The sequence below is a fragment of the Kitasatospora sp. NPDC048298 genome (assembly GCF_043201465.1).
GTDB lineage: Bacteria > Actinomycetota > Actinomycetes > Streptomycetales > Streptomycetaceae > Kitasatospora.
This window is the reverse complement of record NZ_JBICYZ010000003.1, coordinates 218,849-243,766: the sequence shown is the minus strand read 5'-3', so window position 1 is coordinate 243,766 and position 24,918 is coordinate 218,849. Positions and strand designations below refer to the sequence as shown.

The 24,918-nt window shown below is 75.1% G+C and carries 20 protein-coding genes and 1 pseudogene; 7 read left to right on the top strand and 14 right to left on the bottom strand.

Annotated features, from left to right (window positions below):
- Positions 1-21: 21 nt before the first annotated feature.
- A pseudogene (locus ACGF0D_RS04000) lies at positions 22-591 on the top strand (type III PLP-dependent enzyme); the annotation flags it as partial.
- 241 nt (positions 592-832) lie between these two features.
- Positions 833-1,630, top strand: a complete 798-nt coding sequence (locus tag ACGF0D_RS03995) for an inositol monophosphatase family protein (protein ID WP_392872745.1) — start codon at positions 833-835, stop codon at positions 1,628-1,630.
- A 96-nt stretch (positions 1,631-1,726) separates the two neighbouring features.
- Here the strand turns inward: ACGF0D_RS03995 and ACGF0D_RS03990 are convergent, their stop codons facing one another.
- From ACGF0D_RS03990 to ACGF0D_RS03975, 4 genes are all read right to left on the bottom strand, one after another.
- Positions 1,727-3,241 carry a pyridoxal phosphate-dependent decarboxylase family protein gene (locus tag ACGF0D_RS03990; protein ID WP_392913880.1) on the bottom strand — a complete coding sequence of 505 codons (1,515 nt, stop codon included), beginning with the start codon at positions 3,239-3,241 and terminating at the stop codon, positions 1,727-1,729.
- The gene (locus ACGF0D_RS03985) at positions 3,238-4,695 is read right to left on the bottom strand and encodes a diaminobutyrate--2-oxoglutarate transaminase (protein ID WP_392913879.1); all 1,458 of its coding nucleotides are present in this window, start codon (positions 4,693-4,695) and stop codon (positions 3,238-3,240) included. Before ACGF0D_RS03985 ends, ACGF0D_RS03990 begins: the two co-directional genes overlap by 4 nt.
- Before the next feature lie 360 nt (positions 4,696-5,055).
- The gene (locus ACGF0D_RS03980; RefSeq protein ID WP_392871866.1) at positions 5,056-5,808 is read right to left on the bottom strand and encodes a response regulator; all 753 of its coding nucleotides are present in this window, start codon (positions 5,806-5,808) and stop codon (positions 5,056-5,058) included.
- Positions 5,805-7,691 (bottom strand): ATP-binding protein, encoded by a 1,887-nt coding sequence (locus ACGF0D_RS03975; protein WP_392913878.1) that lies wholly within the window; start codon positions 7,689-7,691, stop codon positions 5,805-5,807. Before ACGF0D_RS03975 ends, ACGF0D_RS03980 begins: the two co-directional genes overlap by 4 nt.
- A gap of 243 nt (positions 7,692-7,934) precedes the next feature.
- Between ACGF0D_RS03975 and ACGF0D_RS03970 the strand changes: the two genes are divergently transcribed.
- Positions 7,935-9,350 (top strand): cation:dicarboxylate symporter family transporter, encoded by a 1,416-nt coding sequence (locus ACGF0D_RS03970; RefSeq protein WP_392913877.1) that lies wholly within the window; start codon positions 7,935-7,937, stop codon positions 9,348-9,350.
- A gap of 171 nt (positions 9,351-9,521) precedes the next feature.
- Here ACGF0D_RS03970 and ACGF0D_RS03965 read toward each other — a convergent pair whose 3' ends face one another.
- Together ACGF0D_RS03965 and ACGF0D_RS03960 are read right to left on the bottom strand one after the other, a co-directional pair.
- Positions 9,522-10,628 carry a hypothetical protein gene (locus tag ACGF0D_RS03965; protein ID WP_392913876.1) on the bottom strand — a complete coding sequence of 369 codons (1,107 nt, stop codon included), beginning with the start codon at positions 10,626-10,628 and terminating at the stop codon, positions 9,522-9,524.
- A gap of 30 nt (positions 10,629-10,658) precedes the next feature.
- Positions 10,659-11,288, bottom strand: a complete 630-nt coding sequence (locus ACGF0D_RS03960) for an RNA polymerase sigma factor (RefSeq protein ID WP_392913875.1) — start codon at positions 11,286-11,288, stop codon at positions 10,659-10,661.
- A gap of 331 nt (positions 11,289-11,619) precedes the next feature.
- On the opposite strand from ACGF0D_RS03960, the gene ACGF0D_RS03955 reads away from it, so the two are divergent.
- The gene (locus tag ACGF0D_RS03955) at positions 11,620-11,991 is read left to right on the top strand and encodes a hypothetical protein (protein WP_392913874.1); all 372 of its coding nucleotides are present in this window, start codon (positions 11,620-11,622) and stop codon (positions 11,989-11,991) included.
- A 196-nt stretch (positions 11,992-12,187) separates the two neighbouring features.
- Here the strand turns inward: ACGF0D_RS03955 and ACGF0D_RS03950 are convergent, their stop codons facing one another.
- The 7 genes from ACGF0D_RS03950 to ACGF0D_RS03920 form a co-directional block, all read right to left on the bottom strand.
- Complete coding sequence (locus tag ACGF0D_RS03950) at positions 12,188-12,760, bottom strand: ATP/GTP-binding protein (RefSeq protein WP_392872748.1); 573 nt, start codon at positions 12,758-12,760, stop codon at positions 12,188-12,190.
- 79 nt (positions 12,761-12,839) lie between these two features.
- Entirely contained in the window at positions 12,840-13,187 is a 348-nt protein-coding gene (locus ACGF0D_RS03945) for a DUF742 domain-containing protein (RefSeq protein ID WP_392913937.1), read from the bottom strand.
- Between the two features lie 125 nt (positions 13,188-13,312).
- Positions 13,313-13,723, bottom strand: coding sequence for a roadblock/LC7 domain-containing protein (locus ACGF0D_RS03940; RefSeq protein WP_355257205.1), 411 nt, complete (start codon positions 13,721-13,723; stop codon positions 13,313-13,315).
- On the bottom strand, positions 13,720-16,782 hold the full coding sequence (locus ACGF0D_RS03935; RefSeq protein WP_392913873.1) for a nitrate- and nitrite sensing domain-containing protein: 3,063 nt from the start codon (positions 16,780-16,782) through the stop codon (positions 13,720-13,722). The genes ACGF0D_RS03940 and ACGF0D_RS03935 overlap by 4 nt, the downstream gene beginning before the upstream one ends.
- A gap of 106 nt (positions 16,783-16,888) precedes the next feature.
- Complete coding sequence (locus ACGF0D_RS03930) at positions 16,889-17,737, bottom strand: MHYT domain-containing protein (RefSeq protein WP_392913872.1); 849 nt, start codon at positions 17,735-17,737, stop codon at positions 16,889-16,891.
- Between the two features lie 383 nt (positions 17,738-18,120).
- Positions 18,121-19,524 (bottom strand): cytochrome P450, encoded by a 1,404-nt coding sequence (locus tag ACGF0D_RS03925; protein WP_392913871.1) that lies wholly within the window; start codon positions 19,522-19,524, stop codon positions 18,121-18,123.
- A 121-nt stretch (positions 19,525-19,645) separates the two neighbouring features.
- On the bottom strand, positions 19,646-20,713 hold the full coding sequence (locus ACGF0D_RS03920) for an RNA ligase (ATP) (protein WP_392913870.1): 1,068 nt from the start codon (positions 20,711-20,713) through the stop codon (positions 19,646-19,648).
- A 366-nt stretch (positions 20,714-21,079) separates the two neighbouring features.
- Here ACGF0D_RS03920 and modA point away from each other — a divergent pair, with 366 nt between their 5' ends.
- The 3 genes from modA to ACGF0D_RS03905 all read left to right on the top strand — a co-directional run bounded on the left by modA (position 21,080) and on the right by ACGF0D_RS03905 (position 24,092).
- Positions 21,080-21,940 (top strand): molybdate ABC transporter substrate-binding protein, encoded by an 861-nt coding sequence (gene modA, locus ACGF0D_RS03915; protein ID WP_392913869.1) that lies wholly within the window; start codon positions 21,080-21,082, stop codon positions 21,938-21,940.
- Between the two features lie 95 nt (positions 21,941-22,035).
- Positions 22,036-22,890 carry an ABC transporter permease gene (locus ACGF0D_RS03910; RefSeq protein WP_392913936.1) on the top strand — a complete coding sequence of 285 codons (855 nt, stop codon included), beginning with the start codon at positions 22,036-22,038 and terminating at the stop codon, positions 22,888-22,890.
- 125 nt (positions 22,891-23,015) lie between these two features.
- On the top strand, positions 23,016-24,092 hold the full coding sequence (locus ACGF0D_RS03905; protein WP_392913868.1) for an ABC transporter ATP-binding protein: 1,077 nt from the start codon (positions 23,016-23,018) through the stop codon (positions 24,090-24,092).
- Positions 24,093-24,231: 139 nt separating this feature from the next.
- On the opposite strand, the gene ACGF0D_RS03900 is transcribed toward ACGF0D_RS03905, so the two are convergent.
- Entirely contained in the window at positions 24,232-24,891 is a 660-nt protein-coding gene (locus ACGF0D_RS03900; protein ID WP_392913935.1) for a response regulator, read from the bottom strand.
- Positions 24,892-24,918: the final 27 nt, after the last annotated feature.

Sequence of the window (24,918 nt, the reverse complement as noted above, 5' to 3'; positions counted from 1 at the left end):
ACAGCGAACGGGCCCGTGGCCGAGCGGCACGGCTTCCCGCTGACGGAGGTCAACATCGGCGGCGGGATGGCCGTGGACTACACGGACCCGTCCGCCCACTTCGACTGGACGGCCTTCGGCGAGGGCCTGGCCAAGCTGCTCGACGCCCACCCCGGGCTGACGCTGCGGATCGAGCCGGGCCGGGCGCTGACCGCCTACTGCGGCTGGTACGCGACCGAGGTGCTGGACGTGAAGGCGAGCCACGGCGAGGACTTCGCGGTGGTCCGCGGCGGCACCCACCACCTGCGCACGCCCGCGACCCGGGGGCACTCCCAGCCCTTCGCGGTGCTCCCGGTGGACGCCTGGCCGCACCCGTGGCCGCGCCCGGCCGTCACCACCGGCCGCGCCACCCTGGCCGGGCAGCTCTGCACCCCGAAGGACGTCCTCGCCCGCGCCGCCGAGGGAGCCGACGGCCTGCGGGCGGACGACCGCGTGCTGTTCGCGATGGCGGGCGCGTACGCCTGGAACATCTCGCACCACGAGTTCCTGATGCACCCTCGCCCTGTCTTCCACCACCTGGACGGCGACGGGCCGGGCGCGGTGGAGGAGTGACGGAGGAGCCGACGAAGGACCGCTGACGGCTGACAGCTGACAGATTTCGAAATCTGTCAGCTGTCAGCGGTCAGCCGTCGGTCAGCCGCTGTGATCTGTCGGCTGTTGTCCGTCGGCCGTCGGCTGTCAGCTGTTGTCCGTCGGCCGCCGATCGCCACCCCGCCCGCCACCTGGACCGCCGCCGTCCCCTTCCGCCACTCGTGGGAGAGTGGTAGGCAGCGAAGGGAGCGCGAACGTGCTGATGGACAAGGTGGCGGAGATACTCGCCGAGGCGTCGGCCGAGGCGGTGGAACCGCGCTTCCGGGCGCTGACCGCCGGCGAGGTGATGGAGAAGGCCCCCGGCGAGATCGTGACGGTCGCCGACCGCGAGGCCGAGGCGATCATCGCCCGCCGCCTGCACGAGCTGCTCCCCGTGCCGGTGGTCGGCGAGGAGGCGGTCGCCGCCGATCCGTCGCTCGCCATGGCCCTGCACGACGAGCCCGCCGTCTGGCTGGTCGACCCGGTGGACGGCACCGCGAACTTCGTCGCCGGCAGACCCGAGTACGCCGTGATGTGCTCCCTGGTCCGTTCCGGCCGGACCGTCGCCTCCTGGATCTGGCAGCCCGCCACCGCCACCGCCTACCGCGCCGAACTGGGCTCCGGCGCCTGGCGCGACGGTGTGCGCCTGACCCGCCCCCCGGCGCCGAAGGACGTCGCGAAGCTGCGCGGCTCGGTGAAGAGCCGCTACCTCGACGCCGAGCACCGCCGCCGGCTCCAGGACAACATCGCGGCCTTCGGCGAGATCTCCCCCGGTCGGCACGCCGCAGGGATCGAGTACCCGGACGTCGTCGAGGGCCGATTCGACTTCGTCCTCTACTGGCGCACCCTCCCCTGGGACCACGCCCCCGGCTCCCTCCTGGTCACCGAGGCCGGCGGTGTCTCCGCCCGCCCGGACGGCTCCCCGTACCGCCCGGAGGCCCCCGGCTGCGAGGACGGCCTCCTGGTCGCCGCCGACCCCGAGACCTGGGAACTCACCCGCTCGATCCTGCTGGACGGCTGACCCCGCGGCCGCGCCCGCCCGGAACCGTTCCGGCCACGCCCACCTGGACCCCTTCCGGCCGCGCCCCGTTCCGGCCCCGCACCGCCGGACCCGCGTCTACCCCGCCCGCTCGCCCGCCACCTCGCGGCCGGCGCCCACCACCTCCCGCAGCAGCGCGCCGACCTCCTCCACCGTGGTGTGGGGGTTCAGCAGCGTGAGCTTCAGCCGGACCCGGCCCGGGCCGTCGCCCGGCAGTTCGGTGCGGCCGACCACCGCCCGTCCGGTGCGCAGCAACAGGCGCCGCAGCCGCCCGTTGACCTCGTCCAGCGCCGCCTCGTCCGTCACGCCGGGCGGCCGGTACCGGAAGAGCAGGACGGTGAGCACGGGCTCGGCGTGGAGTTCGAGCGCCGGGTCGGCGCGCACCGCGTCCGCGGTGGTACGGGCGAGGTCGTGGCAGGCGTCGACCAGCCGGCCGAGTCCGTCGCGGCCGAGGGTGCGCAGGGTGACGGCGAGCTTGAAGGCGTCGGCCCGGCGGGTGGTGCGCAGCGAGCGGCCGAGCAGGCTGGGATACCCGGCCCGCTCGTCGTCGGCCGGGTTGAGGTACTCGGCTCGGCGGGCGAGCGAGACGTAGGTCTCGGCGCGGCGGACCAGGAAGATCCCGGCCGCGGCCGGCTGCCAGCCGAGCTTGTGCCAGTCGAGGGAGACCGAGTCGGCGCGGGCGAGGCCGTCGAGCAGCGGGGCGAGCCGGTCGGAGAGCAGCGCTCCGCCTCCGTACGCGGCGTCCACGTGCAGCCAGGCGCCGTAGCGACGGGCGAGGTCGGCGGCGGCGTGCAGCGGGTCGACGGCTCCGGTGTCGGTGGTGCCGGCGGTGGCGACGACGGCGATCGGGGTCCGTCCGGCCCAGCCGGCCTCGGCCATCGCCCGCTCGAGTGCGTCCTCGCGCATCCGCAGCCCCCGGTCGACCGGGACGGGGATGACGGCCCGCTCGCCGAGTCCGAGCAGGGCGGCGGCGCGCTGGACGGAGAAGTGCGCGGCCTCGGAGGCGAGGACGCACGGCCGGACGCCGGCCGGGATGCCGTCCAACTCGACGATGCCGTCGAGCTTCTGGTCGCGCGCCAGCATGAGCCCCATGAGGTTGGACTCGGTGCCGCCGGAGGTGAGGACGCCGGCGGCGCGGTCCGGGTCGTAGCCGACCAGTCCGGCGATCTCGGCGAGCAGGGCGCTCTCCAGGGCGGTGGCGGCGGGGGCCTGGTCCCAGGAGTCCTGGGAGGGGTTGAGGGCGCTGACCGCGAGGTCCGCCGCGGCGGCGACGGCGAGCGGCGGGCAGTGCAGGTGCGCGGCGCAGGCCGGGTCGGCGGGGTCGGCGGCGGCGCGGGCGAGCAGCTCGGTGAGCCGGGCGAGCGCGCCGGGTCCGTCGGCGGTGGCCAGCGCGTCGTCGACGAGTGCGGAGATCTCGGCCGGGGTGCCCTTCGGCAGCGGTCCGGAGCGCTTGGCGGTGCCGCGCTCCAGGGAGTCGAGGACGGTGGCCAGCAGCGGTCCGAGTGCGCCCGGCCCGGCCGCGCCGCCCGCCAGGGCGTCCGTGGCGACGCTGTCGTCGGGGAGCCCGACGGGGCCGGGCGCGGCCCCGGTCACCGCTTCCCCCGAACCGCCGACGCTCCCGCCGGACCGCCTGCCGAACCGTGAACCACCGCGCCCGACGACCCATCGCCGGGCCCGCTCGCGGAAGCCGCCGCGATCGCCTCCGCCAGCCGCTCCAGTACCGCCGCCACCTGTTCGTCCGTGATGGTCAGCGGCGGGAGCAGCCGCAGCACCGCGTCGTGGCGTCCGCCGAGTTCGACGATCAGTCCCCGGGCCAGGCACGCCTCCCGGACCCGCACCGCCAGCGCCGGGTCGGCCGGCCGGGCGCCGCACGCGTCGGGCTCGGCCGCCGGGTCGACCAGTTCGACCCCGAGCATCAGCCCCCGGCCGCGCACGTCGCCGATCACCGGCAGTTCGGCCGCGAGTTCGCGCAGCCGCGCCGCCATCCGCTCGCCGACGGCGGCGGCCCGCTCGGCCAGCCCGTTCGCCGCGACGTGGCGCAGCGTCGCGGCCCCGGCGGCCATGGCGAGGGTGTTGCCGCGGAAGGTGCCGGTGTGGGCGCCGGGCCGCCAGCCGTCGTAGTCCTCGCGGTAGACGACGACCGCGAGTGGCAGGCTGCCGCCGATGGCCTTGGAGAGGACCATGGCGTCCGGGACGATGCCGCTGTGCTCGATCGCCCACATCGCCCCGGTGCGGCCGACTCCGGTCTGCACCTCGTCGACGATCAGCGGGATGCCGCGCTCGGCGGTGATCCGGCGCATCGCGCGCAGCCACCCGTCGGGCGCGGGGACGACCCCGCCCTCGCCCTGGACGGCCTCCAGGATCATCGCGGCGGGCGCCACCACACCTCCCGACGGGTCGTCCAGCAGCCGCTCCACGTACGTCTCGGCGAGTTCGGCACCCGCCTCGCCGCCGACCCCGAACGGGCAGCGGTAGCCGTACGGGTAGGGCAGCCGGGCGACCTCGCCGCCGCTCGGCAGCGGCTCCTTGACGGCGACGTTGCCGGTGATCGCGAGGGCGCCGGCGGTCATGCCGTGGTAGGCGCCGGTGAAGGCGAGCGCGCCGGAGCGGCCGGTGGCGGTCTGCATCAGCTTGAGGGCGGCCTCGACGGCGTCCGTCCCGGCCGGTCCGCAGAAGTGCACCCGGGCGCGGGCGGCGAACTCCGCGGGCAGGCTCTCGAACAGCGCGCTGGTGAAGTCGTCCTTCTCCGCGGTGGCGAGGTCGAGCAGGTGCAACGGGGCGCCGCTGTCGAGGGTGCGGCGGATCGCCTCCAGCACCACCGGGTGGTTGTGGCCGAGGGCGAGCGTGCCGGCGCCGGAGAGGCAGTCCAGGTAGCGCCGTCCGTCGGCGCCCTCGACGGTCATGCCGTGGGCGCGGACCGGGACGATCGGGAAGGAGCGGGCGTAGGTTCTGGCGGCGGACTCGCGGACGCGCTGACGGCGCAGGATGGCTTCACCGGCGGCCGGGGTTCCGGAGGTGGCCTGGACGGGTACGGCAGCGAGCGACACGAGAAACCCCCAGGGGAAGTTAGGTAAGCCTAACTTTACTGGCCTTGACCTGGCGGAATGCCCCCGGGGCCCCAGAACCACCCGCGCGAGTGAACCTCCCCCGGTTCCCCCAACGAGCGCCGCGCGGAAAGGTCACGCCCGGGCCCCGACGCCCCCTCCGATCGACGGTCCGGGTCCGGATACGGCCCCGTGCCAGAGCCCGGGCTCGGACTCGGGCTCTGGCTCGGGCTCGGACTCAGGCTCGGACTCGGGCTCGGACTCGGGGCCGGGCTCGGGCTCGGGGCCGGGCTCGGGCTCGGGGCCGGGCTCGGGCTCGGGGCCGGGCTCGGGCTCGGGGCCGGGCTCGGGCTCGGTGAACCGTCAGGCCCGGCTCTTCCACCGGTAGCAGAGTTCCGGCCGCCCGACACTGCCGTACTGCGGCTCCCGCACCGCACACCCGGTCTCCACCAGGTGCTCCAGGTAGCGCCGCGCGGTGATCCGCGAGACCCCGGCGGCGGCGCCGGCGGCCGCGGCCGAGAGCCCGGTGGCCGCTTCGCGCAGGACCGAGGCGACGGAGTCCAGGGTGGGCGCGCTCAGCCCCTTGGGCAGGGTGGTGCGCTCCGGTGTGCGGAGCAGCGCGAGCGCCTGGTCGACCTCCTCCTGACCGGTCGCCTCACCGGTGCGCCCGAGGCTGTCGCGGTAGCGGGCGTAGCGCTCCAGACGGTCGTGCAGGGCGGCCGCGCTGAACGGTTTCAGCAGGTACTGCACGACGCCCGCGGAGACGGCCTGCCGGACCATGGCGAGGTCACGGGCCGAGGTCACCGCGATGACGTCGGTGCTGTGACCGGCCGCGCGCAGGGTGCGGCAGAGCTGGAGCCCGTGGCCGTCCGGCAGGTAGAGGTCGAGCAGGGTGAGGTCGACGGGCGTCCCGGCCGCGCGGGCCCGGTCCAGGAAGCGCAGCGCGTCGGCGCAGCTGTGGACCGTCCCCGCGGCGTGGAAGCCGGGCTCGCGCCGCACGTACAGGGTGTGCGCTGCGGCGGCCACCGGGTCGTCCTCGACCACCAGGACGGAGATCTCCTTCCCGGCGGGGGCGCCGATCGCGGTGTCGGCCGTGCTGTCGGCGGCGCCACTCATGCCAGGGCCCCTTCCTGCTCCCGACCGGCGGACCGGTCGGCCTGGTCGGCCCGGTCCGCGGACTCCTCCGGTTCGCCCGCCGATCCTCCCGGCTCCCCTGGCCCACCCGGCCGGCCGGCCAGCGGCAGCCGCACCGTGAGCACCGCGCCGCGCTCCCGTCCGACCTCGACGGTGCCGCCGTTGCGCCGGGCGGTCTGGGCGACCAGTGCCAGCCCGAGCCCGTGCCCACGGCCGTCCTGCTTGGTGCTCCAGCCGCGCCGGAACACGTCCTCGACCGCGCCCGGGTCGATCCCCGCGCCGGTGTCGGCGACCCGCAGCAGCAGGCACTCGCCGGGCGCCCCCGCGTCCCCGTCGTCGCCCCGGCCGTCGCTCCCGCGATCCCGACCGACGCCGTCCCGACCGCCGCAGTCCCGAACGCCACCGTCCGGAACGCCGCAGTCCCGGCCGTCGGCGATCCGCGCCGTGACGGTGACCTCCGGCGGGACGGGGCTCTCGGCCGCTCCGGCGATCGCGGCGTCCACGGCGTTGTCGATGAGGTTGCCGAGCACGGTGATCAGGTCTCGTGCGGAGAGCCCGGGCGGCAGCACCCCGTCGTCGATTCGGCTGTCCTCGGTGAGGGTCAACTCCACGCCCCGTTCGGCGGCTTGGGCCGCCTTGCCGAGCAGCAGCGCGGCCAGCACCGGCTCGCTCACCGCCGCGACCACCCGGTCGGTGAGCTGCTGGGCGAGTTCGAGCTCGGCGGTCGCGAACTCCACCGCCTGCTCGTGGCGGCCCAGTTCGATCAGCGAGACCACGGCGTGCAGCCGGTTGGCGGCCTCGTGCGCCTGCGCGCCGAGCGCCTCGGTGAAGCCGCGCACCGAGTCCAACTCTCCGCTGAGCGCCTGGAGTTCGGTGTGGTCCCGGAGAGTGACCACCCGGCCGAGGCCGGTGCCGGCGCCGATGGTGGAGGTGTTCAGCACGACGACTCTCTCGGCCGTCAGGTGCACCTCGTCCCGGACCGGCTCCTTCCCCAGCACGGCCGCGACCAGCGCCTCCGGCAGGCCCAGCTCCACCACCGGACGTCCCTCCAAGTCACCCGCCAGTCCGAGCAGTTCACGGGCGGCGTCGTTGCACAGCACCACCCGGTGCGAGCGGTCGACCAGGACCAGCCCCTCGCGCACCGCGTGCAGGGTGGCCTGGTGGTACTCGTAGAGGTGGCTCAGCTCGTCCGGTCCCATCCCGTGGGTGTGCCGCCGCAGCCGGGAGTTGGCGAGGTAGGTGCCGACACCACCGAGCGCGAGCGCGGCCACCGCCACCCCGACCAGGGCGAGCAGCGGACCGCTCAGCTGCGCGGAGATCGACTCCACCGTGAGGCCCGCGCTGACCAGCGCGACCACCCGGTGCCGGTCGTCCCAGACCGGGGTGACCACCCGGACGGACGGGCCGAGCGTTCCGGTGTACGTCTCGCTGCGGGTCTGCCCGGCGAGCGCCCAGTCGATGTGCCCGAGGTAGGTCCGGCCGATCTGCTCGGGCAGCGGGTGGGTCCAGCGCACGCCGTCGGTGTCCATGACGGTGATGAAGGAGACCCCGGTGTCGGCCCGCACCTGCTCGACGTACGGCTGGAGCACCGCGGTCGGGTCCGGGCCATCGACGGCCGCACGGACGGACGGCGAGTCCGCGACGGCGTGCGCGACCGCGGTCACCTGGCGGCGCGCGGCGTCCTCGGTGCGGCCGGCGGTGAAGAGGTACGCGAGCACCGCGCCGCCGGCGACCACGGCGGCGACGATCACCACCTGGACGACGAACAGCTGCCCGGCCAGGCTGCGGACCAGCCGCCGGGGCCCGCGGCCCGTCGACCGGTGCGAACGGCGGCGCGGGGCGGTGGGGGCGGTGCGCTCGGACATGCCTGCCAGTGTGCACCACACTCCCGGACGACCCCAGGGCACGGCGACGGGCGGCCGCAGCCCACCCGCGCCCGCCCGGCCCGCACCGTTCGCCGCCCGCACCGTTCACGGCCGGGACCTCCGGGCCACCCGTACCGTTCATGAACTCTATGAACGCAAACGTGACCTCCGTCACCTCCGGGCCCATAGTCAGAGCGGCCCATCCCCCGGGGCCACCAGGACTGCACGGCAAGGGAGCCGCAGATGTCGATCACCGGAGCCGCCACGGCGGCGGGACCCAGACGCAAGGACCGGACCCACTACCTCTACATCGCCGTGATCGCCGCGGTGGCCGCGGGTGTGGCGGTCGGCCTGGCCGCCCCCGGTTTCGCCGTGGAGCTGAAGCCGGTCGGTACGGGCTTCGTCAACCTGATCAAGATGATGATCAGCCCAGTGATCTTCTGCACCATCGTCCTGGGCATCGGCTCGGTGACCAAGGCCGCCAAGGTCGGCAAGGTCGGCGGCCTCGCCATCGGCTACTTCCTTGCCATGTCGACCGTCGCGCTGGGCATCGGCATGGTCGTCGGCAACCTGCTGGAGCCCGGCGGCGGCCTGCACCTGACCGCCGCGCTCGCCAAGTCCGGCCACGCCCAGGCGGCCGCCGGCGGCGCCCAGTCGACCACCGACTTCCTGCTCGGGATGATCCCCGAGACCCTGTTCTCGGCCCTCACCCAGGGCAAGGTGCTCCAGACCCTGCTGGTCGCCCTGCTCGCCGGCTTCGCCCTCCAGGCGATGGGCACGGCCGGCGCGCCGGTCCTGCGCGGGATCGAGCACCTGCAGCGGCTGGTCTTCCGGATCATGTCGATGATCATGTGGGTCGCGCCGATCGGCGCCTTCGGGGCCATGGCCGCCGTGGTGGGAGCCACCGGCACCGCCGCGCTGAAGAGCCTGGCCGTCATCATGATCGGCTTCTACGTCACCTGCGCGCTGTTCGTCGTCGTGGTGCTGGGCACGCTGCTGCGCCTGGTCGCCGGGGTCAACGTGTTCTCGCTGCTGAAGTACCTCGGCCGCGAGTTCCTGCTGATCCTCTCCACCTCCTCCTCCGAGAGCGCGCTGCCCCGCCTGATCGCCAAGATGGAGCACCTGGGCGTCAGCCGCCCGGTCGTCGGCATCACCGTGCCGACCGGCTACAGCTTCAACCTCGACGGCACCGCCATCTACCTGACCATGGCCTCGATCTTCATCTCCGAGGCGATGGACAAGCCGATGTCGCTCGGCGAGCAGCTCTCGCTGCTGGTCTTCATGGTGATCGCGAGCAAGGGCGCGGCCGGGGTCACCGGGGCCGGACTGGCCACCCTCGCGGGCGGGCTGCAGTCGCACAAGCCCGCGCTGGTGGACGGGGTCGGCCTGATCGTCGGCATCGACCGCTTCATGTCGGAGGCCCGCGCCCTCACCAACTTCGCGGGCAACGCCGTCGCGACCGTCCTGATCGGGCACTGGACCGGCGAGCTCGACACCGAGCGCTCCCGGCGGGTGCTGGCCGGCGAGCTGCCGTTCGACGAGCAGACGCTGGTCGACGTCCACGGCGCGCCCGCCGGCCCGGCCACCGCGGCGGACGGCTCGGCGGCTGCCACCCCCGAGGCCGTTCCCGCCCAGGGCGCCGCTCCCGCCGGCGCCTGAGCCCGGTAGCGGCCCTCACACTCCCCCGACCCGGCGCCTCCACCAACCCCGGAAACGGCGCCGGGCCGGGGGTTTCGTCTTCCCCGGACCGGGGGTTTCGTCGGTCCCGGGCCGGGGCCTCGTCGCTCCCGGGCCGGTCGGTCAGCCCGGACGGGCCTCCCGACTCGCTCGTCACAGCTCCTGCGAGCCGCTGACCACCCAGGCCACCCCGCTGGCCGGGTCCTCCAGCGCGACGTGCAGATGGTGCAGCCCGGCCGACGGCTCCTGCCAGGTGAAGCAGCGCATCCGGACCACCAGCGCGTTCACCGCGGCGCGGTCCACTCCGCGCGTCCCGGCCGTCCCGGCTGCCCTTTCCCGAGTGCCCACCCCGTCCGCCCCGTCCGTCCTGTCCGCACCGTCCATCGCAGCCATCGCGGCCAGCGCCCGCCACAGCGCCAGCCGCCCGTGCGCGCAGCCCTGCTCCCGCCCCACGGCGGCGGCCCGCACCAGCGCCGGATAGGCGAGCGGGAACGGCAGGTACCCGCCGACCACCCGACGGTCGCGGGCGAGCAGGGCGGCCGCCGCCGGGGCCGGACCGCGGACGCAGGCCGTCGCCGCCCACGGCACCAGTGCCCCCAGCCCGGCCAGCGCCCGGGCGACCCGCGGCCCGTCCGGGCGTCCGGCCGACTCCGCCGCCCGTGGCAGTTCCACCTCACCCAGGCCCTCCCGGCTGGCGGGCAGGGTCAGCAGCGCGCTGCGCGCACCCCCGCCGGGCAGGTACTCGCGCACCCGGGCCGCCTCGTCCCAGCCCGACGCCTCCCACGGCTCCAGGCGCAACGGCACGCCCTCGGGGTCGGGCTCGGGCCCGTACGGCCCGGAGCCGCACGGCTCGGACCGGTGCGACTCGGACCGGTACGGCTCGGACCCGTGCGAGAGGTCCTCGCCGAGCAGTGCCCGGGTGTGCGCGACCAGCCGTCGCACCGGGGCCGGGCCCAGCAGCGGGGCCAGCCGCGACCAGGAGTGCCTGGTCGCCAGCACCTCCCAGAGCGGGCCGGCGTCGTGGTCGGCCACCCCGGCCGCCGTCCCCGCGCCGCCGTCCCCGTCGAACAGCCGGACGGCCAGCTCGGGCGGCGCCGCATAGGCGATCAGGTGGCCGAGCGGTGCCGTCAGCACGGCCGCGGCCTCCTCACCGGCCTCGACCACGGCGGCCGCCCGGCCCTGCCGGTAGGAGGCGAGCAACTCGGGCCAGCGGCCGTCCTCGGCCAGTGCGCGCAGGCGGCCGTCCTCGTGCGTGGTCACGATTCGCAGGGTACGGGCCGGGGCGCCGCATCAGTTTGACTTGCCGTCAGCCCGGTGCGTCGGAGCGGCGATCGCACACCCGTCCCGGCCGCCTCGGCCGCGCTCGCGTCCGCGCCCGCGGGTGCGTTCCCGGTCGCCCTGCCGGTCGGGTTCCCGGTCACGTTCCCGGTCGCGTTCCTGCTGGAGGATCGCGCGCAGCCGGCCGTGGGCGCGGCGCCGGGTGACGGCGAGCGTGCTGCGGTGCAGCCCGAGGAGTTCGGCGGCCTCGTCGATGCTGTAGCAGTCGAGGTCCACCAGCACCACCGCGCGGGCCTGCTTGACGGTCAGGAAGCCCAACAGGCGCAGCACCTCCCAGCGCGCCTGCGACTCGGCCATCCCGCCGACCCAGGAGTCGGCGGCGCTCCGGTCCCGCTCGCCGACGTCGCCCGCCTCCGGCACCTCGGGCATCGGCACCCGCCGGCGCTCCCGGCGCCACTGGTCGCGCAGGATGTTCACCATCGTGGTGAACGCGTAGGCGTACGGCTGCGGATGACCGAGGAAGCGCTCCGGCCGGCGGGCGATCCGGAGGTACGCGTCGTGGACGACGTCTCCCGCTCCGACCGGGCCGCCGGCGAGGGAGGCCGCCGCCTGTTGGAGCCTGGGCAGCAGATCCGTGAACACCCGGTTGAACTCTGCCGATTGACCACTGCTCCCGCCCGGAGCGCAGTCCGCTTCCCGTCCGCCGCCCGCATTCCGACCACTGCAATCCGCCATGCCGCTCTCCCCGGAAATCGGCACCCCGAGCACCAAGCCGGCCCTGGCGACGGAGCGCCGTAGGCCAACCGGATGACTTGTGACACAGGTCACATCATAGTTCGTCGTTTCACTGTGCGCAGTCAATCGTGTGCAACATGTCACCGACCGCGCGGGAGGCGGGAGTTCACCTCCCGGCGGACATCCGGGCGGTCGGGGCGCCCCGCCCGACGAGAACCCCTCAGCAAGGAGAACCACCGTGCGAGGCTGCATCGCCAGGAAGTTCGCCATGTTCGGACTGGCGGCCACGGCCGCCCTCGGCGCACTCGGGACCACCACCCTGCCGGCCGCCGCGGCGACGGTCCGGATCCAGACCACGACCCCCGACGCCATCCCGGCCTGGAACACCGTCGCGACCGACACCTACCGCTGCGTCATCACCGGCAACTACGGCTGGCGCTGGGAGGGCCGCTGCAACGTCTATTCCGGACGACTGCGCACCATCACGTACTGCGCCGACGGCTCGTACAGCACCGGCCTGTGGATCGGCGCACGACCGGAGGCCTGGGCGGTCTGGGGCAACTGCCCCGGGTCCACCTGGACGCGGGTCGTGTTCCAGTGGCACAGCTGAACCGCTGACACCCTCGGCGGCACGGCCGGAGCGCCCCCGACCGAACGCGGACGACCGATCGACCGACCGACGACGATCGTCAGCGGACAGATGACGGATAACAGATGACGGATAACAGATTTCGAAATCTGTCAGCTGTCATCTGTTATCCGTCCGCCGCACACTGTCCGCCCGTCGGTGCCTCGGCCCGCCCGCCTCAGCCCACCGGTGAGGCGTCCGCGAGCAGCCTGGCGGCGTGCACCCGGCCCGCGTGCTCGACCAGGTTGACCAGCACCTCCTTGCCCGAGGCCCGGTGGCGCGCGTCGCACAGCAGCACGGGTGTGCCCGCGTCCAGGTCCAGTGCGCGGGCGACCTCCTCCGGACCGAACTCCCGTGTCCCGGCGAAACGGTTCACCGCGACCACGAAGGGAATTCCCCGGTGTTCGAAGAAGTCGACGGCCGGGAAGCAGTCCGTCAGCCGGCGGGTGTCGGCGAGCACCACCGCACCGAGCGCCCCCTGGGCCAGCTCGTCCCAGAGGAACCAGAACCGGTCCTGCCCCGGGGTGCCGAACAGGTAGACCGCCAGCCCCTCGCGGATGGTGATCCGTCCGAAGTCCATCGCGACCGTGGTGGTGGACTTCCGCTCCACGCCGTCCAGGTCGTCCACCTCGCGCCCGGCCTCGGTCAGCCGTTCCTCGGTGCGCAGCGGCCGGATCTCACTGACCGCGCCGACCAGTGTCGTCTTCCCCACCCCGAATCCCCCCGCCACCAGGATCTTGAGCGCGAGCACCGTGCCGTCGGGATCCTCGGCGTCGAACGGATCCGGTCCGTCGTACGGCGCGGACGGCGCGGACGGGGCGGGCGGGTGGTCAGAGTGCGCGGAGTCCACGGATGACCTCCTGGAGGATGCGCTCGTCGGGGAGCAGGGCGGGCGGGACGGGGCGGCGGACCCGGATGAGCCCGGCCGCCAGCAGGTCGCCGAGCAGCACCCGCACGACGCCCACCGGCAGGTCGAGGTCGGCGGCCAGCTCGGCCACGGACAGCGGGGTCCCCCGGCACAGCGCGAGGATCCGCGCCTGTTCAGGGCCGACCGGCGGCTCGGGCGCGTCCGGCACGAGCACCGGGTCGGGCAACTCGGTGACCACCACGGCGATCAGGTCGAACTGCTGCTCCCCGGCCCCGGTGCGCCCCCGGGTCATCGCGTACGGGCGGACCACCGGCCCGGCGTCGTCGTCGTACCAGCGGGCCCGGTGGGCGGCGGCGAGCGGATTGCGGGGGTGCCCGTCGGGTTCGGCCCTCGGATGCTCCGGATGTCGCCCCCGGTACGGGCGGGGCACCGGACTCACCGGCCGCCCACCGCCCGGGGCGGGGCGCTCAGGTGCTCGCCGACCCGGCGGACCAGTCTGGCCATCTCGTAGGCGATCAGGCCGAGGTCGGCCCGGGCGGTGGCGAACACGGCGAGGCAGGTGCCCTCCCCGGCCGCCGCGACCAGCAGGTAGCCGCCCTCCAACTCGACCATGGTCTGGCGGACTTCGCCCGCGCCGAAGTGTCGGCCGGCGCCCTTGGCCAGGCTGTGGAAGCCGGAGGCGACGGCCGCCAGATGCTCCCCGTCCTCGCGGGCCAGGCCGGCCGAGGTGCCCATGGCCAGGCCGTCGGCGGAGAGCATCACGGCGAAGCGGAGTTCGGGGGCGCGCTGGACCAGCTCGTCGAGGAGCCAGTTCAGCTCCCCCGCGCGGTGGGTGGTGGCGATCACGGACGCTCTCCTTCGGGTCGGGACGGGTGTCGGGGGTGGCGTGCCCCCGGCGGCTGCGGAGGGTCGGCGGGTTGCCCGTCCGGCCGGCCCTCCGGGTACAGGCCGCGCGCCCATCCGTTCTGGAAGGCGGACATCGCCGCCCGCGCCTCCTCGGGGCTGCGGGCCGCGGCGCCGAGGCCGTCGCCGGCTCCGGGATCGGCCGAGGAGGCGGCAGCCGTACGGCGGCCGCGCGCGGTCGGGCGGGCCGGGGCCTCGCGCAGCTGCGGCGCGAGGCTCGCCTGGCGGGTCCGGCGCGGCAGCTCGGCGGGGCCCGGGTCGGCTGGGTGACCGTCCGGTACGTGGCCGCTCGCAGGTCGAGCCTCCGGTCGCCGGGCTTCCGGTCGGTGATCGTCGATTCGGTGATCGTCCGGCCGGTGGCCGCCCGGGCGGTGGCGCTCCGATCGCTGGCCGCCCGGTCGTTGGCCGCCCGGGCGCCGGTCCTCCGGCCTGGCGTCACCCGCGCCGCCGGGCCCGGGTACCGGTTCGGCCTGGGGTTCCGTACGGTACGGCTCCGCGCCGTACGGCTGCGGCGGTCCGGACTGCGGACGGGCGGTCGCACCCGCACCCCCGCCCGCAGCCGGACCGGCCACCCGGGCGCCGTCGGCCCGGAAGGGGGTGCGGCGCACCGGCCCGGGGTCACTGCCCCGGACGCCGAACGCCAGCAGAGCCCCACCCTCCGGCGGTGGCCCACCCACCGCCGGAAACCCGTCGCCGGTCCTGCCCTGCGGGTGCTCCCGGCGCCTCGGACCGCCGCTCGGGCCGCCGCTCGACGCGTTGCCCATGGCGCTGCCCGGATCGCCCGTCGCCCCCTCCCCGCGGGCGTGCACCGCCGTGAACTCCCGCTCCGGGAGACCGGCCTGTGCCCACTCGGCAGGCAGCGGCCCCACCGGCGCCTCCCCGGCCGCCGCACCGCCCGACGCACCGCCCGACGCCGCTACGGACGGCAGGGGCGCCACCGGCTCGACGTCGTGTCGCACGTCCTCCGCCTCCATCGCCTCCGCCGCCGCCTCGTCGGCCAGCAGCGTGGTCGGCAGCAGGACCACCGCGGTGGTACCGCCGTACGCGGAGGTCACCAGCGAGACCTTGACGTCCTGCCGCCGGGCGAGCCGGCTGACCACGAACAGTCCGAGCCGGTCGCTGTCGAAGAGGTCGCTCTGCTCGGCGGCGGCGATCCGGCGGTTGGCCGAGGCCAGCACCTCCGGGCCCATGCCGAGGCCGCGGTCCTCGATCTCCAACGCGAAGCCGTTGCCGACCCGTTCGCCCCGGATGTGCACCCGGGTGTGCGGCGGGGAGAACCCGGTGGCGTTCTCGACCAGTTCGGCCACCAGGTGGGTGAGGTCGGCGACGGCGTGGCCGACCACGGCGGCGCGCGGCAGCGGGTGGACCTCGACCCGGGCGTACTCCTCGACCTCCGAGACGGCCGCGCGCACCACGTCCACCAGCGGGACGGGTCGGCGCCAGCCACGGCCGGGAGCGGCCCCGGAGAGGATGATCAGGCCCTCGGCGTGGCGGCGCATCCGGGTGGTGAGGTGGTCCAGCCGGAACAGGTCGGCCAGCTCGGACGGGTCGTCGGTGCGGCGCTCCATCGCGTCCAGCAGGGTGAGTTGGCGGTGCACCAGGACCTGGCTGCGGCGCGCGAGGTTGACGAACACCCCGGAGACGCCGGAGAGCACCTCGGCCCGCTCGACCGCCGCCGTGACGGCCGCCCGCTGGACGGTGCCCAGCGCCCGGTGCACCTGGCCGATCTCGTCGTCCCGCCCCACCGGCCGGGGCGCCTCGGCCTCGATGTCCACCTCCTCCCCCGCGCGCAACTTCCGCATGGTCGCCGGGAGTTTGCGCCCCGCCAGCTCAAGTGCCGAATTGCGCAGGCCGATCAGCTCGGTGACCAGCCCGCGACCGATCTGCACCGAGATCACCAGCGAGGCCACCACGCCGACCAGGCCGAGCAGCACGGCCATCCCGGCCGGGGTGAACAGGCCCAGGGCGTAAGGGTCCTGGCGCTCGGCGGCGACCCGTCCGGCCCGGTCCTCGACGGTCCGCAGGGCGCCGGCCACGTTGCCCGCGACCATCGCCCAGCGGTCGGCCGGCACCGCGGCGACCGCGGTCCGCCCGTCGGCGGCCGTCCGCACCCTGTCCTCGTACCCGGCCAGCTCGCGGTGGTCCTGGCCACCGGTGACGGCGAGCAGCGACTCCCGGTCGGCGGGGCGCAGGTCTGCGGCGGCACCCCGCTCGAACTCCCGCCGGGCGAAGGCCGCGCCGGAGAACTCCCGCAGTTGGTCGTCACCGAGCCCGCCGGACAACTGGGCGGCGCGCAGCAGCGCGTCCTCGCGGGCGAGCAGCTCACGGGAGCGGGCCAGCTCCAGCAGCACCCGGGCGTCGGCGGCCACCTGGCGGTCCTGGAAGGGCGCGACGGCGCCGGCGGCGGCGAGCGCCCGGTCCACCGCCTCGCCGTACGCGGCGTACGCCTCGGGCCAGCCGACGCTCCTGGCCAGGACCCGGTCGCGCAGGACGGGCAGGGCTGCGAGCGAGCTGCCGAGGGCGTCCAGCCTGGCCGCCGCCTCGCCGCCCAGGCCCTGGGCGTCGGCGCGGTTGTAGCCCCGGTCGGGGCGGTGGGCGTCCGGGAACAGCGGGGTGAGCGCCCGGTCGGTGGCCGCCGCCGCCTCGCGCAGGGCGCTCTCCCGGACGGCGGTGGGGGCTGTCGCCGGGGCCGCCAGCAGCTGACCGACGGCGGTGCGTTCCGCCTGCAGCCCCGCGACCGTCTCGGCGACGGGGGCGAGCAGCGTGCGCTGGGCGTCGCGCTGGCGCATCAGGCCCCAGACGCCCTGGGCGGTGGTGACGGTGGCGAACCCCCACAGCGCGATGACGGAGACGACCGGGACCATCAGCAGCGCGATGATCCGGGCGCGGACGCTCCGGGGGCGCAGCCCGCGCAGCCACGGACCGGGGCGCGGCGGACGGGCGGGCGGCCCGGCATGGGCACCCCGGCGGGTACCGGGGGCGGTACCGCGGTCTTCTCGCATGGGTGAGGAGCCTTTCGGGCGGGGAGAGCGGGAAAGCGGAAAAGCGGGAAAGCGGAGGGCGTGCGGCTCATGCGGCATGGAGGACGCGCCGCAGCGGATGCGCAGCTCAGGCGGCGCGCTGCCCGGCCCCCGCCTCGGCCGGGGCCGGCCCGTGCGGGGCTGGCCCGGGGTGCGGGGGCTCGCCGGGGTACTCGCCGATGGACGGCTCGCCGGCCGCCCGGTAGCCGGCCCGCTCCTGGGCGGTCGGCGAGAGCGCCACGAAGGCGGAGGCGAGGAAGAGGAAGGAGCCGAGGCCGACGGCGAGCGGGAAGACGAACTCCATCGGGCTGACTCCGCCGAGTTCCGTGCGGGTCGGCTCCAGCCGGACGTGGACGGCGGCCATGCCGGTGTAGTGCATGCAGCTGACGGCGAGGCCCATGGCCATCGCGGCGGCCGCGGCCGCGTACACGTTGCGGATGGTGACGGCGGACCAGAGCGCGGCGGTGGCGGCACCGACGGCGACCAGTACGGAGAGCGCGACCGTTCCGGGGTCGTAGTGCAGTCCGCCGTGCATCCGGAGGGCGGCCATGCCCAGGTAGTGCATCGCGGCGACGCCGAGGCCGGTGGTGACGCCGCCGGAGAGCAGGGAGAGGCCGCGGTGCCGGCCGTAGCAGACCACGGTCAGGCCGAGGCCGGTGACCAGCACCGCGACCACGAGGCTGAGGAGGGTCAGCGGCACGTTGTAGCGCAGCTCGGTGCCGTCGACGGTGAAGCCGAACATGGCGACGAAGTGCATGGTCCAGATGCCGGAGCCGATCGCGGCGGCGGCCGTGACCAGCCAGTTCCGCCGGGCCGGGCCACTCGCGGTGAGGCCGCGCAGCGTGCAGCGCAGCCCGAGGGCGGCGCCGGCGCAGGCCATCAGGTACGAGAGGGCGGGGGTCAGCCAGCCGAGGCTGAGATTGTTGAGGGTGCCCATGGGACCTCCGGTCGACCGGTCGGGCCCGGGGGCGGTACGCGGTGCGCCCGGGCTCCCCTGGCCGGGCGGACTGCACGCGAATGGCATATGCCAGCCGCATGTGCGCTTCCGGTCCGGGGTGCGTGGGACGCTACCGAGAGGCCGGAATCGGTCAGACAAAGATCTGAAAAGCTGCCCGTGACACACGGGTGGTGTGTTCGAATGGAACGGTCCTGTACCCAGCGGACGGTCGACGAGCGCACGGGGACGACGTACGGACGACAGCGGACAACCGACAGCGGACAGATGACAGAGTTTGAAATCTGTCATCTGTCCGCTGACCCCCGTCGACTGTCACCTGTCAGCTGTCGCCCGCCAACCGCAAGCCGCCCGTCAGGCGCCCGTCAGCCGCCCGGCGTCACCCGGATCCGCATCGGGCTCGCCGCCCGCAGCGTGATCCCCTGCGCCAGCGCCACCCGCCGGTCCACCGCCTCCAGCTCGAAGTCCCGCAGCAGCACCCCCAGGGCCAGCACGGCCTCCAGCATCGAGAAGTGCTGACCGATGCAGGCCCGCGGCCCACCGCCGAACGGGAACCAGGCGTACCGGTGCCGCGCCCGCTCCGCCTCCGGCAGGAAGCGGTCCGGGTCGAACCGCTCCGGCTCCTCCCAGTGCTCCGGGTGCCGGTGGGTGACCAGCGGCGCGACGACCACCTGCGCCCCCGCCGGGATCACGTACCCGTCGATGACGGTCTCCTCGACCGCCCGCCGCCCGCCCAGGGCCGCCGACGGGTAGAGGCGCATCGCCTCCTTCAACACCCGGGTGATGTACGGCAGCGCGTCCAGGTCCGCCGCCGTCGGCGCCCGCCTGGCCAGGACGGTCCGCGCCTCCTCCCGGGCGAGCCGCCGCTGTTCGGGGTGGATCGCCAGCAGGTGCAGCGCGAAGGCCAGCGCGGTGGCCGTGGTCTCGTGCCCGGCGAGCAGGAACACCAGGACCTGGTCGCGGAGTTCGGCCGGGTCGAGCCGCGCGCCGTCGTCGTCGCGGGCCCGCCCGAGCAGGGTGAGCAGGTCGTCCGCGTCCTCGTCGTCGCCGCGCGCGGCCCGTTCGGCGATGATCCGGTCGCAGACCCCGTACAGCGCCCGCTGGGCCTCGGTGCCGCGCCGGTTGGCCGGGGTCGGCCAGGTGCGCGGAAGGCGGACCGGGGCGTAGCCGCGCTCCTTCACGTACTCGCCGAGCACCGGGAAGCTGTGGTGCACCACCGCGATCGCCTCCTCCACGTCGGCGCCGAAGAGGATGCGCGCGACCGCCCGCAGCGCGAACCGGGACGTCTCCTCCGCCGCGTCCACCACCCCGTCGGGCGCCGCCCGCCAGCGCTCGACGAGCGACTGCGCCTCCTGCGCCAGCGCGTCCGCGTAGCCGTCCACCCGGCGCCGTGTGAACAGCGGTTGTATCATGCGCCGTTGACGCTGGTAGTCGGCGTCCTGGCTGGTCAGCAGCCCGTTGCCGACGCTGGTGCGCAGCTCGTCGTAGAAGGAGCTCTCCTTGCGGAAGTTGGCCGCGTCGCCGGCCAGCACCTGGCGGACGCCCTCCGGCGAGAACACCCCGTAGAAGTCGGCCCGCAGCCCGGGCGGCCCGGCCTGGAAGCGCACCACGTCGCCGTGTTCGCGGTGGGCCGCGAGGTAGCTGCGCAGCGGGCGACGGGTGAGGTCGAACAGCGATCCGACCAGACGGTTCCCGGACGGTACGGGTATCGCGGAGGTGGGGGCGGGCACGAGCCCGGGGGCGCGCACGGGGATGACGTCGGTGGCCATCGGCACTCCTTCTGTACAGGGATGCGCCCGCCGTCTCTCCCGACGGGCAGTCAGCACCGAGAGGAGCCGCGCCCGGACCCGCCCGACCGGGCTGATCCGCCCGGTCGGATCCGGACCCGTCTCACTCGTATTCGGTGCCCCCCTTGCGGGTCAGGTAAGCGTCACTGACCACTTTGGCGATCGCCCGCCCGCCGAGCACCGGGCTCCACCGCTCGGTGACCGGCCGCACCACCACGCCCTCGCGCAGGTGCAGTTGACGTCCGGAAACGGTCTCCTTGCCCCGGGCGAACCCGAGCACGGTTTCCGGGTCGAACGGCCCGCGCCACAGCTCCGGAGCCAACGGCAGCTCCCCGGGCAGGAGTTCGACCGCCGACAGCCAGTTCAGCTGTCCGTCGATCAGGGCCGACACGTCGAAGGCCGCGTAGCCGGGGCGCTCGGTGCGCGCCGAGGCGCCGTAGCCCAGGTCCTGCACCCCCTCGCCGAAGACCTCGCCGAAGATGCCGACCCGCTCGGCCCCGAGGCGCTCGGCCAGCCGCGCCGCCACCTCCGGGATGCCGTACGCCCGCACCGCCCGCCAGTACAGGTTGCGCTCGTCCTCGGCCAGCGCCAGCCCCTGCGCGCCGATGCCCTTGGAGGACACCTGCACCTCGCCGGTGGCGGCGAAGTACGTGACCAGGCAGCAACTGCCGTGCAGCTTCTCGGTCAGCACCACGGGCTCGCCCGGCGCGAAGGCGTCGGGGTAGCGCTTGAGGTTCTCGATGTCCACCCAGGGCAGCAGGTCCGGCGCGCTGACCACGTCGCCGCTCATCGACGTCGGCACCGGCGGCTGCCACTTGACGATCCCGAGCAGCTCGGCGAAGTCCTCGCCGCGCTCGGCCGCGGCGGCCAGGTCGGAGCCGGCCAGCGCGGCGGGCCGGCAGACGATGCCCTGGGACAGCTCGCCGCGCAGCCGTACCGCCTTCACCCGGTTCGCCCGGGTGCCGGCCAGCTTGCCGGTCAGCCCCAGCTCGTCGATCAACCCCTCGGGGAGGACGGCCTGTTCGGGGATGTAGACGGCGTGGTCCCCGGTCCGGTACGCACCCTTCGCGACCACCGCGCGGTAGAGGCCGACCTGGGCGAGCTCCAGGGCATCGGCGTTCGGGTGCTCCAGGATGACCAGCTTCTCGGCGGTGACGTGCAGCGTGGACACGGACGGACTCCTCCCCTTGGTTCGGCCGCGGCGGCGCCTCCGACCGACCCCGGCCGCGTGTACGGACGACGACCACTGTGACCGCCCGGCCGTCCACGGCGCGACACAATTTCCGCGCGCCCCTTCCGGCGCACGCACGCCGAGCACGCACGCCGGGCACGCACGATCCCGGACGCGCCGTTCCACGGCAGTCCGAGGGCCGCCACCCGGCTGTCACCGGCCACCACCCGCCGCCGGCGACCTCCGCCGTGCGAACCGACAGGGGGTTCATCGCTCGCATCTGCGGCACTATGATCGCCGTAATGGCCGCACCTGCGATCAGGACTCCGCGCCCCTTCCGGCGCGCACCCTGGAGGGGAAGCACCGATGAGCACCCGCACGCCGACCACCCGCAGACTCGCCGTCGCCACCGCCGCGGCCCTCGCCCTCGGCCTCGGGGTCACCGCCTGCGGCAGCGGCGGCGGCACGTCCTCCGGTTCCACGGCCTCGTCGAGCACCTCCCCGAACTCCGCCGCGGACGCGGGCGGCGCGGGCGGCGGCGTCCCGAAGGCCTCCGGCACCGTCACGGTCTTCGCCGCCGCCTCGCTCAAGGAGACCTTCACCGAGCTCGGCCGGAAGTTCGAGGCCGCCAACCCGGGCAGCAAGGTCACCTTCAGCTTCGGCGGCAGCTCCAGCCTCGCCACCAGCATCAACTCCGGTGCCCCGGCTGACGTGTTCGCCGCCGCCAGCCCCGCCACCATGAAGACCGTGAGCGACGCGGGCGGTGCGAGCGGACAGCCCACGACCTTCGTGAGGAACACCCTCACCATCGCCGTCCCCAAGGGCAACCCCAAGCACGTCGCGGGCCTCAAGGACCTCACCGCCTCCGGCGTGAAGGTCGCCCTGTGCGCGAAGGAGGTGCCGTGCGGCGCCGCCGCCCAGACCGCGCTCAAGGCCGCCGGTGTCGACCTCACCCCGGTCACCCTGGAGCAGGACGTCAAGGGCGCGCTCACCAAGGTCGAACTCGGCGAGGTCGACGCGTCCCTGGTGTACCGGACCGACGTGCAGGCCGATGCTGCGAAGATCGACGGCGTGGACTTCCCCGAGGCCGACAAGGCCGTGAACGACTACCCGATCGCCGCGCTCGCCAAGGCGCCGAACAAGAACGGCGCCGCCGCCTTCGTCGCGTACGTCCAGTCGCCCGAGGCCAGGCAGGTGCTGACCGCGGCGGGCTTCCAGGCCCCGTGAACGACCGCACCGCCGACTCCGGGGCGAACAACCGCCGGGGCCGGAACCAGCAGGCCCGCACCGTCGGCGGCGGCCCGGCAGGACCCGCCCAGGCCCTGCCGGGCGGCCACCCGCGAGGCCGCCGCCCCCGAAGCCGTCCGCGAAGCCGCCCCCACAGCCGCCGCCCGCGCACGCAGCGCGTCCCGGTCGCACTGCTGCTCCCGGCTCTGCTCGGACTGGCCTTCCTGACCCTGCCGCTGGTCGGCCTGCTGATCCGGGCGCCCTGGAGCAGCCTGTCCGAGCAGCTCACCAGCGCCGCGGTCTGGGAGGCGCTGCGCCTGTCGTTGATCAGCGCGACCGCGGCCACCGCGGTGTCGCTGGTCCTCGGCGTCCCGCTGGCCTGGCTGCTCGCCCGCACCGAGTTGCCCGGCCGGCGGGTGATCCGGGCGCTGGTCACCCTGCCGCTGGTGCTGCCGCCGGTGGTCGGGGGCGTGGCACTGCTGCTGGTGCTCGGGCGGCGCGGCATCGTCGGCTCCTGGCTGGACTCGGCCTTCGGCATCACCCTGCCGTTCACCACCACCGGGGTCGTGATCGCCGAGGCGTTCGTGGCGATGCCGTTCCTGGTGATCAGCGTCGAGGGCGCGCTGCGGGCCGCCGATCCCCGCTACGAGGAGGCCGCCGCGACCCTGGGCGCCTCCCGACTGACCGCGTTCCGGCGGGTCACCCTGCCGCTGATCGCCCCGGGGATCGCCGCCGGGGCCGTCCTCGCCTGGGCCCGGGCGCTCGGCGAGTTCGGCGCGACGATCACCTTCGCGGGCAACTTCCCGGGCCGCACCCAGACCATGCCGCTGGCCGTCTACCTGGCCATGGAGTCCGACCCCCAGGCGGCGATCGCGCTGTCCCTGGTGCTGCTGGTGGTCTCCGTGGCCGTCCTGGTCGGCCTGCGCGACCGCTGGCTGTCGACGCCGTGACCCCGCCCAGACCGGAGACACCGGAGACACCGCCCGCACCGGAGACAGCGACCACACCGGAACACTTCGAACGCCCTGGACACTTCCAACGCCCTGGACACTCCGGACACCTGGACGCCGCACCGATGAGCACCGCCAGCCGCCCCGGCCCCGCCCTGGACGCCCGTCTGAGGGTCGAGCGCCCCGGGTTCACCCTCGACCTCGACCTCACCGCCGCCCCCGGCGAGGTGGTGGCACTGCTCGGCCCCAACGGCGCCGGCAAGTCCACCACCCTGCGCGCCCTCGCCGGACTGCTCCCGCTCACCGGCGGCCACCTGCGCCTGGACGGTCACGTCCTGGAGGACCCGGCGCAACGCGCGCACACCCCCGCCGAGGAGCGGCCGGTCGGCGTGGTCTTCCAGGACTACCTGTTGTTCCCGCACCTCAGCGCGCTCGACAACGTCGCCTTCGGCCCGCGCTGCCAGGGCCGCCCCAAGCGCGAGGCGCGGGCCGAGGCGGCGGCCTGGCTGGAGCGGATGGGCCTGGCCGACCACGCCTCGGTCCGCCCCGGCCGGCTCTCCGGCGGCCAGGCCCAGCGGGTGGCGCTCGCCCGCGCCCTCGCCGTACGCCCCCGGCTGCTCCTGCTGGACGAGCCGCTGGCCGCCCTGGACGCCCGCACCCGGCTCGACGTACGGTCCCAGCTGCGGCGCCACCTGGCCGAGTTCGAGGCGGTGGCGGTGCTGGTGACGCACGACCCGCTGGACGCCATGGTGCTGGCCGACCGGCTCGTGGTGATCGAGGACGGGCGGGAGGTGCAGTCCGGCAGCCCGGCGGAGGTCGCCCGGCGTCCGCGCACCGACTACATCGCCCGGCTGGTCGGCCTGAACCTGTACCAGGGCCGGGCCGACGGCACCCGGGTCACGCTCCCGGACGGCACGGTCCTGGCCACCGCCGAGGAGCTGGACGGCCCGGCCTTCGTGGCCTTCCCGCCCTCCGCCGTGACGCTGTACCGGGAGCGCCCGCAGGCCAGCGCCCGCAACCTGTGGAAGGCCGAGGTCACCGGGCTGGACCTGCACGGCGACCAGGTCCGCGCCGAACTCGCCGGCGACCTGCCGCTGGCCGCCGACCTCACCCCGGCCGCCGTCGCGGAGCTGGAGCTGGCGCCCGGCGTCGCGGTCTGGGCCTCGGTCAAGGCGACCCAGACCCACGCCTACCCGGCCTGACAGCCCACCGCCGGAACGGCTCCGGCAGGGCCGCTCCGACGGGACCGCTTCGACGGGCCGCTTCGGCGGGATCGAGCCGGCGGGCCGCCCCGACGGGATCGAGCCGGCGGGCCGCTCCGACGGGATCGTTCCGGCAGCGTCACTCCGCCGGTTCGACGAACCCCGACTCGTACGCCGCGATCACCGCCTGGGTGCGGTCCCGCGCGCCCAGCTTCGCCAGCACGCTGCTGACGTGCGTCTTCACCGTCTGTACGCCGAGGAACAGCTGCTCGGCGATCTCCCCGTTGCTGAGGCCGCGCGCGACCAGCCGCAGCACCTCCGCCTCGCGCTCGGTCAGCGCCGCCCGCTCCATGGCCGCCCGGGCGGTCGGGTTGCCGTGCCCGGCCGCCAACCGGCGGATCGCGGCCGGGAACAGCAGCGACTCGCCCGCCGCCACCAGCCGCACCGCCTGGGCGATCTCGGCCGGGCGGGTGCGCTTGAGCAGAAAGCCGTCCGCGCCCGCGCGCAGCGCCTGGTAGACGTAGTCGTCGTTCTCGAAGGTGGTCACGACCAGGATCCTCGGAGGACGCTCCCCCGGTGCGCCGGGGCGCAGCAGTTCGCGGGTGGCTGCCAGGCCGTCCAGCACCGGCATCCGGACGTCCATCAGCACCACGTGCGGGCGCAGCGCGCGGGCGAGGGCGACCGCTTCGGCACCGTCGGACGCCTCGCCGACCACCCGCAGGTCCCCCTGCGCCTCCAGGACGGCCCGCAGGCCGGCCCGGACCAGTTCCTCGTCGTCGGCGAGCAGGATGTCCGTCATCCCGGCGGCTCCTCCGGCCGCACCCCG

Coding starts and splice junctions, on each gene's coding strand:
- ACGF0D_RS03980 (WP_392871866.1), bottom strand. CDS start 5,808: ATGAGTGGCGCCGCCGACAGCACGGCCGACACCGCGATCGGCGCCCCC.
- ACGF0D_RS03995 (WP_392872745.1), top strand. CDS start 833: ATGGACAAGGTGGCGGAGATACTCGCCGAGGCGTCGGCCGAGGCGGTG.
- ACGF0D_RS03970 (WP_392913877.1), top strand. CDS start 7,935: ATGTCGATCACCGGAGCCGCCACGGCGGCGGGACCCAGACGCAAGGAC.
- ACGF0D_RS03905 (WP_392913868.1), top strand. CDS start 23,016: ATGAGCACCGCCAGCCGCCCCGGCCCCGCCCTGGACGCCCGTCTGAGG.
- ACGF0D_RS03935 (WP_392913873.1), bottom strand. CDS start 16,782: ATGCGAGAAGACCGCGGTACCGCCCCCGGTACCCGCCGGGGTGCCCAT.
- ACGF0D_RS03900 (WP_392913935.1), bottom strand. CDS start 24,891: ATGACGGACATCCTGCTCGCCGACGACGAGGAACTGGTCCGGGCCGGC.
- ACGF0D_RS03925 (WP_392913871.1), bottom strand. CDS start 19,524: ATGGCCACCGACGTCATCCCCGTGCGCGCCCCCGGGCTCGTGCCCGCC.
- ACGF0D_RS03930 (WP_392913872.1), bottom strand. CDS start 17,737: ATGGGCACCCTCAACAATCTCAGCCTCGGCTGGCTGACCCCCGCCCTC.
- modA (WP_392913869.1), top strand. CDS start 21,080: ATGAGCACCCGCACGCCGACCACCCGCAGACTCGCCGTCGCCACCGCC.
- ACGF0D_RS03975 (WP_392913878.1), bottom strand. CDS start 7,691: ATGTCCGAGCGCACCGCCCCCACCGCCCCGCGCCGCCGTTCGCACCGG.